At 35.4% G+C, this 12,326-nt stretch carries 13 protein-coding genes, 4 tRNA genes and 1 rRNA gene; 4 read left to right on the top strand and 14 right to left on the bottom strand.

Features of this window, described 5'->3' with window-relative positions; all coding sequences use genetic code 11:
- The 7 genes from tuf to tcdA form a co-directional block, all read right to left on the bottom strand.
- Positions 1-1,171: elongation factor Tu (gene tuf / locus A9G38_RS02180; RefSeq protein WP_065574927.1), on the bottom strand; the 1,171-nt coding region annotated here is incomplete at its 3' end.
- 183 nt (positions 1,172-1,354) lie between these two features.
- A tRNA-Thr gene (locus tag A9G38_RS02175) sits at positions 1,355-1,430 on the bottom strand.
- 3 nt (positions 1,431-1,433) lie between these two features.
- A tRNA-Gly gene (locus A9G38_RS02170) sits at positions 1,434-1,508 on the bottom strand.
- 55 nt (positions 1,509-1,563) lie between these two features.
- Positions 1,564-1,648: transfer RNA gene (locus A9G38_RS02165), tRNA-Tyr, on the bottom strand.
- Between the two features lie 33 nt (positions 1,649-1,681).
- Positions 1,682-1,757 (bottom strand) — tRNA-Thr (locus tag A9G38_RS02160).
- Positions 1,758-1,921: 164 nt separating this feature from the next.
- Positions 1,922-4,603 (bottom strand): bifunctional acetaldehyde-CoA/alcohol dehydrogenase, encoded by a 2,682-nt coding sequence (gene adhE, locus A9G38_RS02155; protein WP_034913635.1) that lies wholly within the window; start codon positions 4,601-4,603, stop codon positions 1,922-1,924.
- Between the two features lie 286 nt (positions 4,604-4,889).
- Positions 4,890-5,684, bottom strand: a complete 795-nt coding sequence (tcdA, locus tag A9G38_RS02150) for a tRNA cyclic N6-threonylcarbamoyladenosine(37) synthase TcdA (protein WP_034913637.1) — start codon at positions 5,682-5,684, stop codon at positions 4,890-4,892.
- A 525-nt stretch (positions 5,685-6,209) separates the two neighbouring features.
- Here tcdA and A9G38_RS02145 point away from each other — a divergent pair.
- A complete protein-coding gene (locus A9G38_RS02145; RefSeq protein WP_034913640.1) occupies positions 6,210-6,425 on the top strand; it encodes a DUF4177 domain-containing protein in 216 nt (71 codons plus the stop codon).
- 220 nt (positions 6,426-6,645) lie between these two features.
- On the opposite strand, the gene A9G38_RS02140 is transcribed toward A9G38_RS02145, so the two are convergent.
- Genes A9G38_RS02140 through A9G38_RS02120 form a run of 5 tightly spaced genes read right to left on the bottom strand, consistent with a single transcriptional unit; the run spans position 6,646 to position 8,565 of the window.
- Positions 6,646-7,029, bottom strand: coding sequence for a DMT family transporter (locus tag A9G38_RS02140; protein ID WP_034913644.1), 384 nt, complete (start codon positions 7,027-7,029; stop codon positions 6,646-6,648).
- The gene (locus tag A9G38_RS02135; protein ID WP_034913647.1) at positions 7,029-7,385 is read right to left on the bottom strand and encodes an EamA family transporter; all 357 of its coding nucleotides are present in this window, start codon (positions 7,383-7,385) and stop codon (positions 7,029-7,031) included. The genes A9G38_RS02140 and A9G38_RS02135 overlap by 1 nt, the downstream gene beginning before the upstream one ends.
- Positions 7,373-7,807 (bottom strand): zinc uptake transcriptional repressor Zur, encoded by a 435-nt coding sequence (gene zur, locus A9G38_RS02130; RefSeq protein WP_051634260.1) that lies wholly within the window; start codon positions 7,805-7,807, stop codon positions 7,373-7,375. The genes A9G38_RS02135 and zur overlap by 13 nt, the downstream gene beginning before the upstream one ends.
- A 16-nt stretch (positions 7,808-7,823) precedes the next feature.
- Positions 7,824-8,102, bottom strand: a complete 279-nt coding sequence (locus tag A9G38_RS02125; RefSeq protein ID WP_034913651.1) for an RnfH family protein — start codon at positions 8,100-8,102, stop codon at positions 7,824-7,826.
- A gap of 1 nt (position 8,103) precedes the next feature.
- Positions 8,104-8,565 carry a type II toxin-antitoxin system RatA family toxin gene (locus A9G38_RS02120; RefSeq protein ID WP_051634262.1) on the bottom strand — a complete coding sequence of 154 codons (462 nt, stop codon included), beginning with the start codon at positions 8,563-8,565 and terminating at the stop codon, positions 8,104-8,106.
- A gap of 33 nt (positions 8,566-8,598) precedes the next feature.
- Here A9G38_RS02120 and smpB point away from each other — a divergent pair, with 33 nt between their 5' ends.
- Complete coding sequence (gene smpB / locus A9G38_RS02115) at positions 8,599-9,081, top strand: SsrA-binding protein SmpB (protein ID WP_034913656.1); 483 nt, start codon at positions 8,599-8,601, stop codon at positions 9,079-9,081.
- A 113-nt stretch (positions 9,082-9,194) separates the two neighbouring features.
- Here the strand turns inward: smpB and lolA are convergent, their stop codons facing one another.
- Positions 9,195-9,788: an outer membrane lipoprotein chaperone LolA gene (lolA, locus tag A9G38_RS02110; RefSeq protein WP_034913659.1), complete on the bottom strand. Its 594-nt coding sequence runs from the start codon at positions 9,786-9,788 to the stop codon at positions 9,195-9,197.
- Positions 9,789-9,966: 178 nt separating this feature from the next.
- Here lolA and A9G38_RS02105 point away from each other — a divergent pair, with 178 nt between their 5' ends.
- Both A9G38_RS02105 and A9G38_RS02100 read left to right on the top strand, forming a co-directional pair.
- Positions 9,967-11,304: a replication-associated recombination protein A gene (locus A9G38_RS02105; protein ID WP_034913662.1), complete on the top strand. Its 1,338-nt coding sequence runs from the start codon at positions 9,967-9,969 to the stop codon at positions 11,302-11,304.
- A 507-nt stretch (positions 11,305-11,811) separates the two neighbouring features.
- Entirely contained in the window at positions 11,812-12,009 is a 198-nt protein-coding gene (locus A9G38_RS02100) for a hypothetical protein (protein WP_202961575.1), read from the top strand.
- A 118-nt stretch (positions 12,010-12,127) separates the two neighbouring features.
- Here the strand turns inward: A9G38_RS02100 and rrf are convergent.
- Positions 12,128-12,243: ribosomal RNA gene (gene rrf, locus A9G38_RS02095) — 5S ribosomal RNA — on the bottom strand.
- Between the last annotated feature and the right edge of the window lie 83 nt (positions 12,244-12,326).

The raw sequence follows: 12,326 nt of genomic DNA, 5'->3' as shown, positions 1-12,326 counted from the left end.
TAGCAACAACACCCGCACCAACAGTACGACCACCTTCACGAATCGCAAAACGTAAGCCGTCTGCCATTGCGATTGGGTGAATTAATGATACTGTCATTTTGATGTTATCTCCAGGCATTACCATTTCTACACCTTCTGGTAATTCGATAGTACCAGTTACGTCAGTTGTACGGAAGTAGAACTGTGGACGGTAACCTTTGAAGAATGGAGTGTGACGACCACCTTCATCTTTGCTTAAAATATACACTTCTGATTCAAAATCAGTATGTGGAGTGATTGAACCTGGTTTTGCAAGTACTTGACCACGTTCGATTTCTTCACGTTTTGTACCACGTAGTAATACACCAACGTTTTCACCTGCACGACCTTCGTCAAGTAATTTACGGAACATTTCAACACCAGTACAAGTTGTTTTAGTGGTTGGCTTGATACCAACAATTTCAACTTCTTCACCAACTTTAATTACACCGCGTTCAACACGACCAGTTACTACTGTACCACGTCCTGAAATTGAGAATACGTCTTCAATTGGTAATAGGAATGGTTTGTCGATATCACGCTCTGGCTCTGGAATATAGCTATCTAATGCTTCTGCTAATTCAACAATTTTGTCTTCCCATGCTGCATCGCCTTCTAACGCTTTAAGCGCAGAACCACGAATGACTGGTGTATCATCACCTGGGAAATCATATTGAGATAGAAGTTCACGTACTTCCATTTCAACTAATTCTAATAATTCTTCGTCATCAACCATATCACATTTATTTAAGAATACGATGATGTAAGGAACACCTACTTGACGACCTAAAAGGATGTGTTCACGAGTTTGTGGCATAGGACCATCTGTTGCTGCTACTACTAAGATAGCACCGTCCATTTGTGCCGCACCAGTGATCATGTTTTTAACATAGTCAGCATGGCCTGGGCAGTCTACGTGTGCGTAGTGACGAGTTGGTGTATCGTATTCAACGTGTGAAGTGTTGATGGTAATACCACGTGCTTTTTCTTCTGGTGCGTTATCGATTTGATCGAATGCACGAGCTTGACCGCCGTATTTTTTAGCAAGTACAGCTGTAATTGCAGCAGTTAAAGTTGTTTTACCGTGGTCAACGTGGCCGATTGTACCAACGTTAACGTGGGGTTTTGTACGTTCAAATTTTTCTTTAGACATTTATCGTCCCTCAAATGTAATACAAATCGGTGGTGAATCACCACATTAACCAAGTATCATATTTAATATCAACATAATACTAACTTAAAATTAGCTCTGAATGATAACAGATAAAGTTACCGAGTGACAAGCTATAAAGCAGGCAAATTTGATATTTTTAGAAGTTTAGGAGATTAACAAGAATGGTGCTGATAGGCAGATTTGAACTGCCGACCTCACCCTTACCAAGGGTGCGCTCTACCAACTGAGCTATATCAGCAATTGGAGCGGGCAGCGGGAATCGAACCCGCATCATCAGCTTGGAAGGCTGAGGTAATAGCCATTATACGATGCCCGCATGTTCAAACTCGGCTACCTAAATGCTTCAATTAGCTATTGCTAATATTAGATAATGGTGGTGGGGGAAGGATTCGAACCTTCGAAGTGTGACACGGCAGATTTACAGTCTGCTCCCTTTGGCCGCTCGGGAACCCCACCCCGAATCTTTATAAATTTGTCTACTTAGGAAAATGGTGCCGGCTGCCGGAATCGAACTGGCGACCTACTGATTACAAGTCAGTTGCTCTACCTACTGAGCTAAGCCGGCCTAAGTGCTGCGCATTATGAACTAGAACATTTAACCTTGCAAGCAAAAAAAACAAATTTTATTTTGTTTGCTTAAAAATAAATCAAAAATATGAAAAAACCCGAAATGTATAATTATTTCGGGTTTTATTTAGCTCAAAATAAACTTATGTTATTTCTTTTTAACTACATTTTTTTGGTTGTCCCTGCACCTTTAGCCGCTGTTTGTACCGCTACATCTTCGCTAATATCACCTTTGTCTTGATATGCACGACCATAATAAGTATCAAGAAGGATCTGTTTTAGCTCTGCAATTAGAGGATAACGAGGGTTTGCACCAGTACATTGGTCATCAAATGCATCTACTGCAAGCTGATCGACTTGATCCAAGAAAGTTTTTTCATCCACACCAAATTCTTTAATAGAAAATGGAATATCAAGATCTTTTCTAAGTTGATCTAACCAACCAATTAGCTTCTCGACTTTCTTCTCATCATTATCCGTAGCTGCGGTTAGACCTAAATGATCAGCAATTTCGGCATAACGGCTAACTGCTTTAGGATAACCATATTGACTAAATGTACCTTGTTTAGTTGGTTTGTCGGTTGCATTAAAACGGACAACATTACTAATTAACATCGCATTAGCAACACCATGAGGAATATGGAACGCTGCACCAATTTTATGAGCTATTGAGTGACAAACACCAAGGAATGCTTGAGCAAAAGCAACACCAGCTAACGTTGCAGCACTATGCACTTTTTCTCGAGCAATAGGATTTTTAGCCCCTTCTCTATAACTTGCTGGTAAATAAGCTTTAAGTATGCTTAGCGCTTGTAGCGCTTGCCCATCAGAAAACTCACTTGCCATAACTGATACGTAAGCTTCTAAAGCATGCGTTACGGCATCATAGCCTCCAGCTGCACAAAGTGAACGAGGCATATTCATCACTAAGTTCGCATCAACTATTGCCATATTAGGCGTAATAGCATAATCCGCTAATGGATATTTTTGACCTGTTGCATCATCAGTAACAACGGCAAATGGAGTTACTTCAGAGCCTGTACCTGATGTGGTTGTTACACAAATTAATTTTGCTTTTTGCCCCATATTTGGGAAGTGGCAAGCACGTTTACGAATATCCATAAAACGTAATGCTAGCTCTTCGAATTTAGTTTCAGGGTGCTCATATAAAACCCACATGATTTTTGCAGCATCCATTGGTGAACCACCACCTAACGCAATAATTGTATCTGGTTGGAATGCTTGCATTGAATCAGTACCTTTACGCACGACACTTAATGTTGGATCTGCTTCAACATCAAAGAAAGTTTCACAAATAACACCTTGTGCTTCTAATTGATCAGTGATTTGTTTTGAGTAACCGTTATTAAATAGGAATTTATCTGTTACCAAAAATACACGCTTTGCACCTTGCTCAACTACTTCACTTAAAGCTACTGGTAGTGAGCCACGTTTAAAATAGATAGAACTTGGTAGTTTGTGCCATAACATATTTTCTGCTCTCTTAGCGATTGTTTTCTTATTGATTAAGTGCTTCGGTCCAACATTTTCAGATACCGAGTTACCACCCCAAGAGCCACATCCTAATGTTAAAGATGGCGCTAAATCAAAATTATATAAATCACCAATACCACCATGAGCCGCTGGTTGGTTTATTAAAATACGGCAAGTTTTCATTTTACTACCAAAATAAGCAATACGTTCACGATTGCTATCTTGATCAGTATAAAGGACTGAAGTGTGCCCCATTCCTCCCATTTCAACCAATTTTTCTGCTTTATCAACAGCTTCAGAGAAATCTTTAGCCTTGAACATAGCAAGCGTTGGAGAAAGTTTTTCGTGTGCAAACGGTTCAGATAAATCAACTTTACTTACTTCGCCAACAAGTACTTTCGAACCAGCTGGAACTTTAAGACCAGCCATTTCAGCAATTTTAGTTGCTGGCTGACCAACAATATTGGCATTTAAGGCGCCTTTGTCGTTTAAAATAATACCTTGTACTGCTTTAGTTTCTTTAGCATTTAAGACATATGCACCATATTGAGTTAATAAGCGACGTACTTCATCATAGACAGAATCAACAACAACAATTGCTTGTTCTGATGCACAGATCATCCCGTTATCAAATGTCTTAGACATAAGTACTGAGGCAACAGCACGTTTCAAATCAGCTGTTTCATCTATAACAACTGGTGTATTACCTGCACCAACACCTAACGCAGGTTTACCTGAACTATAAGCCGCTTTTACCATGCCTGGTCCACCGGTTGCTAAAATAGCAGACACATCATCGTGGTGCATTAATGCATTTGATAATTCGATAGATGGCTCGTCAATCCAACCAATAATATCTTTTGGTGCACCAGCTTTAATTGCGGCATCTAATACAATTCGAGCAGCTTCAATAGTTGATTTTTTAGCTCGAGGATGTGGAGAGAAGACAATTGCATTGCGAGTTTTTAAGCTAATTAACGATTTAAAAATCGCAGTAGAAGTTGGGTTAGTTGTAGGAACAATTCCACAAATAATACCAAGTGGCTCTGCTATAGTAATAGTACCGAATGGTTCATTTTCAGCAACGACTCCACAAGTCTTATCGTGACGATATTTATTTAAAATATACTCAGCGGCAAAAAGGTTTTTTATGACCTTATCTTCGACAATTCCCATTCCTGACTCTGCAACAGCTTGTTGCGCAAGTGGAATACGTGCCGCAGCGGCGGCTGTTGCAGCTGCTACAAAGATTTTGTCGACTTGTTCTTGAGTATAAGTTGAATAAGTCTCCTGCGCCTTTTTGACTCGAGCCATTAACTCATTTAACTCATTCATGTTAGTTACTGCCATAGATTTCTCCTTGAAATTAAAAAATAAATCGGGATCGTTTGGCGTCTTCCTTGAAACTATTTAATGCTTAAGCATAATGACAAAACGAAATTGACGTTATCGTAAATCAGATTTTTACTTTATACAATAATATATTGAATAAAAAAAAGCATGTCACGAAAAGTAACTAATTTTTTATGTATTTAATCACTAAAAAAGAAATAGATATAAAAGACAACCACTTTCACTCAAAAGTGGTTATTATTAATGGAATTTATTATGGAAGAAAAAGGACTAGTTTTAAAAATTATGTGTTACACAATTTATTTAGCACATAACTAACCGCCACAAAACCAAAGGTGGCTGTAACTGTTGTAATTGCGCCAAACCCTGACTCACAATCCATTTTTTTAGGTCCATCTGCTTCACTTTTTGTTAAGCATACTTGTCCATTTTTAGAAGGATACGTTAATTGCTCAGTCGAAAATACACAAGGAATGCCGTATTTACCTTTACTATCTTTATTTAATTTATAATTATGCTTTAGTTTCTCTCGTAACTTCGCTACCAATGGATCTTGAATTGTCTTGGCTAAATCTGAAATTTTAATTTGGGTTGGATCTTTTTGCCCACCAGCTCCACCAATGGTAATAACTTTCAATTTTTGTCGCTTACAATATGCAAGAATCGCTGCTTTATCATGAACACTATCAATTGCATCGATAATATAGTTATACCGTGGTGATTGCTTTGTTCCTAAATATTCACCAACATTATCTGAATTAATAAAATCATCAATTTCATTTACAATGCATTCAGGGTTAATTTGTAAAATACGTTCAGCCATAACAGAGGTTTTAGCTTTGCCAATATTGGATTTTAACGCATGAATTTGGCGATTTGTATTTGTTACACAAACATCATCCATATCAATTAGGGTAATTTGACCAATACCGCTACGCGCTAGCGATTCAACAACCCAAGAACCTACACCGCCGATACCAATTATACAAATATGCGCTTGCGAAAAACATTGCAAAGCCGACTCTCCATAAAGCCTAGCTATACCACTAAAACGTTGAAAGTACGATTCTTTATTCATCAATAATTAATAATAGTGTTTTATACTAAAACACCTACTCTCCTGAAACTTTTTTACAAATTATAACTGTAATATTCTTTATATAAAGAGTTTATCAATAAGTATTAAAGATATTATACCTTTCATGAATAAAAAACCAAATTCATAACTCTTATAAAGGTCAACTACATCATTCCGATGATGAGTAATCGGTAAGATATTATGTGTATTTGTTTAACTTATTAGTTTTTCCTATAATTTACCATTTCACACCAAGCAATTGTACCTTTAGCTTGACCAAATAAGCAAAGTAGATAAAGAGTCTAATAACCTGTATCAGGTCGTAATATCCTCGTGCTTAGTCAGGCTAACGTCGAGCAAAATAGGGTTATATTTAAAATGGTTAACAATTTTAATATAAATTGAACATATCTATTTTTTAGATCAAACAAAATTGTTATACGCTAGATACTTAAGTCTTAACAGTATATAATATTAAAAATTTTCAATGTCAATTTAAATAAATTATTGGAGTTTTAATCTTTTATGAAAGAATATAAGGTAGTTATTTATCAAGAAAACGCTTTTTCTTCATTTCTTTTTGGATCAGCTAATGTTAATCCAGCTAGGTTTGCCGAGTTATTAAATAAAAATGCTGAAGCAGGCTGGCGTGTAGTAACGATGGAAAGAGAGATACGCCGCTTGTTCTTATTCTGGGATCGAGAAGCTCACATTGTTATCCTTGAGCGTGACCGTATTTAAATAATCTCAAAAGAATTTTTATTAAAATAATCCATTACAGGTAATAATATTTTAAATTAATAGTTGTAAGGTTAAAAATCAATATGCTCATTAGGGCATATTATTTCTACTAAATAAGATAAACTCAAACTGGCTAATTGCTAAATTAGTAAATTGGAAGTATTAATTCTTTGTTAAAAAGTTTCAGGAAACACTATGTTTCAGTATAAAATAGGCAACTTTAGGATTTATGCTGTAATTTTTGCTCTGCTAGAGCTAAAAAAACAATACCTATAATGATAGATAACCCACCAAGCATGCGTGTCAATGTAATTTGCTCATCAAAAACAATAACCGATACCAACATTACTGTAACCACCTGTAAATGAGAAGCGGCAAAAGCTGGACCCACTGGGGCTTTTTTTAATAATACCATCCAAGTGACAAATGCCCCTGTATAGCCAAGCATTACTAAATAAGCCCAACCATAAGTAAAAATACGGATTAACCAATCAATACTCACTTCAAATGGCATAGCTGATATTGCTGTTAATTTAAAGCTTGTTTGACCAAATGTGTCAAAAAATAATAGTAAAATGAATCCAATAATATAAAATTTTTTCATTACGTAAGCCCCACTAAAACTACGCCTGTAGTAATAAAAAATATACCAATGATACGAAATAAAGTAAGGTGCTCTTGAAATAAGATACGGCCAGCTAACATAACAGTAATGATATTAAATGAACCTAGTAAAATACCTTGCGACAAAGGCACTTTACTTAAAAATGCTAGCCAAAAAATAAAACCGATAAAATATGTGCCAAACCCCAACCAAAGCCAAAAGTTGCTAAATAATTTTTGCCAATAATGTAAACCCTGCTTATTTTTTGAAGTAATTGCGGCATACTTAAATGCAATTTGCCCAACAGTATCACAGGCAATATTAATTAACCAAAGAACAATAATTAAGGTTGACACTGCTGGCAAAATCCGTGTATTTCTAGCACACTATGTTTGATTAAAAAATCACTTTGTTGTGCTAACTGTTTAAATTGATGTTCGATATCTTGTGAATGTTTTTCGATGATTTGTTGACATTTATCGCAAATGAATAAAATTGAAATATGTTCAGGATCTTGAAAATGTGGACAAATAATATAGCTATTAGAAGATTCCACTTTATGGATAAAACCTTGTTCAAGTAAGAATTCAAGTGCACGATAAATTGTGGGAGGTTTAGCTTGAGGTTCGCTTAGTTTGAGTAGATCTAAAAGATCATAGGCACTCATTGCTTTATTTGCCGTTAACATAATATCTAAAACTGTTCGACGCTGCGTTGTCAGTTTAATACCACGTTTTTTGCATAAAGTTTCAATCTTTTCAATTAACAGATTATGCATTTAATATCCTTTACCTTTAGCCATAATTTTTTTGTGCAGCTTTTCTTCGTCTTATTTCTTTAGGATCATTGATTAAAGGGCGATATATTTCAATACGATCGCCATTTTTAACCAATTCATTAAGATCACAACGTTTTCCATAGATGCCGATTAAATGCGCATCTAGTTTAATCTGACATAACGATAAGATATTGGATTTTGTAATTGCTTGCAAGACATTCGTTTGCTCATCAACATTACAGTTAATTACTGTCGAATTATTCGGTAACGCATAAACAACTTGAATATTGATCATTTTAATAAATCTGCCTTGCTCTTTTTGAAAACGCATTAACCATACTAGTCATGATTTCTTTAAATACAGGGGTAAAAGTCATATCTAATAATTTATTTTTGAACTCAAAATCTAAATTAAAACTAATTTTGCTTTGGTTTTCAGTAATTTTAACAAATTGCCAACGACCCGATAATTGTTTAAACGGGCCTTCTAAAAGAGTCATATCAATTGAGTTAGGTTCATTGGCTCTATTTAATGTAGTAAAAGATTTTTTAAAACCGAACTTTTCAACCTCAATAAATGCAGCCATAATATTATCTTGTTTTCTAATAATACCAGATGCGATACAATCAGGAATAAATTCTGGATATTTCTCTATATCATTAACTAAAGCAAACATTTGTTCAATTGAGTAAGGCTCGATAACTTCGTGAAAAACATGCGCCATAATAATAAAATAAAAAGTTAAAATTAGTAGCATATAATATCACGTAACTCTATAATAACGCACATTATGACTAAGAAAAAATCACACAAGCCGGGATCGGCAACTATTGCATTAAATAAACGCGCACGCCATGAGTACTTTATTGAAGAGGAAATTGAGGCGGGATTATCCCTGCAAGGTTGGGAGGTAAAATCACTCCGTGCAGGTAAAGTAAATATTAGCGATAGCTATGTTTTACTTAAAGATGGTGAAGCATGGTTATTTGGTGCAACTATTACGCCATTAAATGTTGCTTCAACACATGTTATTTGTGAACCTATGCGCAATCGTAAGTTACTGCTAAATGAGCGTGAACTCAACTCATTATTTGGTCAGATTAACCGCCAAGGCTATACGGTTGTTGCCCTTTCGTTATATTGGAAAAATGCATGGGCAAAAGTAAAAATTGGTGTTGCCAAAGGTAAAAAAGAATACGATAAACGTACCGATATTAAAGAACGCCAATGGCAAGTTGATAAAGCACGTATTATGAAAAACGCAAATCGGTAATGTTTTGATTCACTCCGTAAAACATAACGCTAGCAGTAGATATCGATTCAATTTCTGTTTCAATTAGATTTGCTAGCGCTATCTTTTTTAGTACATTATAAATCTACAATATACTAACGTTGATCATCAACAGTTACACCTGCTGGCGGAGTAAATTTAAATTTATCTAATGCGACTTTACCTAGTGTTTGTCGAGACAAGTCATAAAAACTACGTTGGCCATCTTCTTCTATAATAGTAAAGTTAGAAATCATACCTGTAGGTAATACCGAAATAATAAAGTCTTGATTAGACCCATCTGTTGGTTTTAGGGTAAACGAATCTTGTTTACGAGTGACATTATAAACATTCCAAATTGGGTTCTGACTGTCAGTAATTAGTAACATTAATCGGTTATCAATCGCTTTTTTCAAGTCCATTACACTAACTTGTTGAACTGCTGGTGTATATACCCACATATTCTTTCCATCAGAAATAATCGATGTTTCATCAGGTTCATTCATCGTCCAATTAAAATAGTAAGGTCTACTAACCCATAGATCGCCTTTACCTTCTTGTACTTGTTGATTATCGGCCGTTTTCACATCTTGCGAAAACCTTGCATAAAACCCGTCAATTTTATCTAAACGTTGTTGTAATACTTCTTTATCGCCAGCCCATGCTGATAAACTAACTAATGCTCCGATTAAAAGTAAAAACTTTTTCATAATCAATCCTTATGTATTTATTCTATAAAAATATGTTAAATATATTTTGATTACTATATATGATCGAAATATTACCGTTTTTATTCCACTGGGGGAAGATATTTTCTTTTCTTTTTTCACTTACAAAATAACAAGTATATAATAGGTTTTATTTTACAAATGCGGATAAATACCTGCCATGCCGAGTATGTCTTTTGAATTTACTACTGATGAATTTAAACCATTAGCAGCTAGAATGCGCCCACGTAATCTAGCTGAATATATAGGTCAATCTCATCTATTGGGGAAAGATAAACCGCTACCAAAAGCAATTGAAGCTGGAAATTTACACTCAATGATCCTTTGGGGGCCGCCTGGCACTGGCAAAACAACTTTAGCTGAAATTATTGCTCATCATGCTAATGCTAAAGTTGAACGAGTTTCTGCCGTTACATCTGGCATAAAAGATATTCGTGAAGCAATTGAACGTGCTAAAATTAATCAGCAAGCAGGGATCCGCACTATATTATTTGTTGACGAAGTTCATCGTTTTAATAAAAGTCAACAAGATGCGTTTTTGCCTTATGTTGAAAACGGTACTGTTACGTTTATTGGAGCAACAACTGAAAACCCATCATTTGAATTAAATTCTGCGTTATTATCTCGTGCAAGAGTCTATTTACTCAAATCATTAACCAACCATGACATTGAGCAAATTTTACAGCAGGCAATGGATGATCCTAAGCGTGGTTATGGTAATAAAAACATCAATCTACCTGAAGAAATAAAAAAACAAATTGCAGAATTCGTTGGTGGCGATGCGAGGCGAGCACTCAATACTCTTGAACTATTAATTGACATGTCAGATGGGCATGAACTTACACCTGATTTACTCAAAGAAGTTATGGGAGAACGTAGTGCGAGATTCGATAATCAAGGCGATCGTTTTTACGATTTAATTTCCGCGGTACATAAATCAATACGTGGTTCCGCACCTGATGCCGCTCTTTATTGGTATGCCAGAATTATCTCTGCTGGGGGGGATCCGCTTTATGTTGCACGTCGATTATTAGCCATTGCTTCGGAAGATGTTGGTAATGCCGATCCTAGAGCTATGCAAGTCGCGCTTGCCGCATGGGACTGCTTTACAAGAGTTGGTCCTGCTGAAGGTGAACGTGCAATTGCACAAGCAATAATCTATCTTGCTTGTGCACCAAAAAGTAATGCAGTTTACCTTGCATTTAAACAAGCAATGACTGATGCCAAATCAAAACCTGATTACGATGTTCCTGAGCATTTACGCAACGCTCCAACAAGCTTAATGAAAAACTTAGGTTATGGCGCTGAGTATCGTTACGCCCACGATGAACCCAACGCTTTCGCAGCAGGTGAAAATTACTTCCCGCCAGAAATGGCTAATACAAAATATTATCGCCCAACAACTCGTGGTGCTGAAAAAAATTATACTGAAAAATTAGCATGGATAGAAGAACAAAACCTCTCAAGCTCTATTCAACGTTATAAGTCTAAAAAATAGAGGCTATGTTTATTTTTTATAAAAATATTCTGAAGGTATTTGATCTAACAAAATAATTATAAAATGGAGAATACTATTTCTACATACTTATTTTTGTACCTACCTTTAAATCTTAAAATAATGTTAAAAACTTTCAGGAAAGTATGTGTTTGAGTATAAAATTTTAAATAATTAAAGTGCTTTTTATCTAAAAATATGTCGGGTTTTTAACAACCTGGAGCAAGCAAATAGAATGACTGAAAATGACTTACCATTTATAATACTGAAAAAATCATGAGACATTAAATAGTATAACGCCTATTGAATACAAAACACAAAAACAACTAGCATGATTTTCTACGTTAGTTTTGTATTAAAAATGAGATAATCACACTTCAGCTCGCTGTAAACTATTAAAATTATGAAATAGGATTAATTTTATGCCGGCATTATCTGAATATATCAAACACTGAACTCAATATATTAGATAAAAAAGGATACCAAATTTGGTATGACGAAAAGTTAAAAATGTACTGTGCTGAAAAGAATGGTTGGGATTTTATAGCCGATTCACCATCAGGTTTGTTAGGTTTAATTAGGATTTATGAATTTAAAAAACCAGCTATATATAAAGAATATTGGTGGAAAGATGATGATAAAAACTTACTAAATAATTTAAGAAAGAAACCTAAATATATATCAATTATAGATAAAAATATAAGATAGGTTAAGGTTAAGTTACTACAAATAAAGCAAAAGCAACTAAGTGATTTTTTACATATTATAAGATGATAATGTAAAAGCAAAAAGCCCAGCATGACTGCTGGGCTCTCTATATTTAAAAGTCTGGCGGCACCCTACTCTCACATGGGTAATACCCACACTACCATCGGCACTACGGCGTTTCACTTCTGAGTTCGGCATGGGGTCAGGTGGGACCACCGCGCTATTACCGCCAGACATATCCTGTCTCTTTCAATTAGTATTGATATCTTCTACCATTATCTCATATCAATACCCATCTATCAATCCGGAACAAACTG

It is taken from the genome of Gilliamella sp. Imp1-1, assembly GCF_001690415.1.
GTDB lineage: Bacteria > Pseudomonadota > Gammaproteobacteria > Enterobacterales > Orbaceae > Gilliamella > Gilliamella bombi.
The sequence above is the reverse complement of the archived record's forward strand: the minus strand, read 5'-3'. Positions and strand labels throughout refer to the sequence as shown.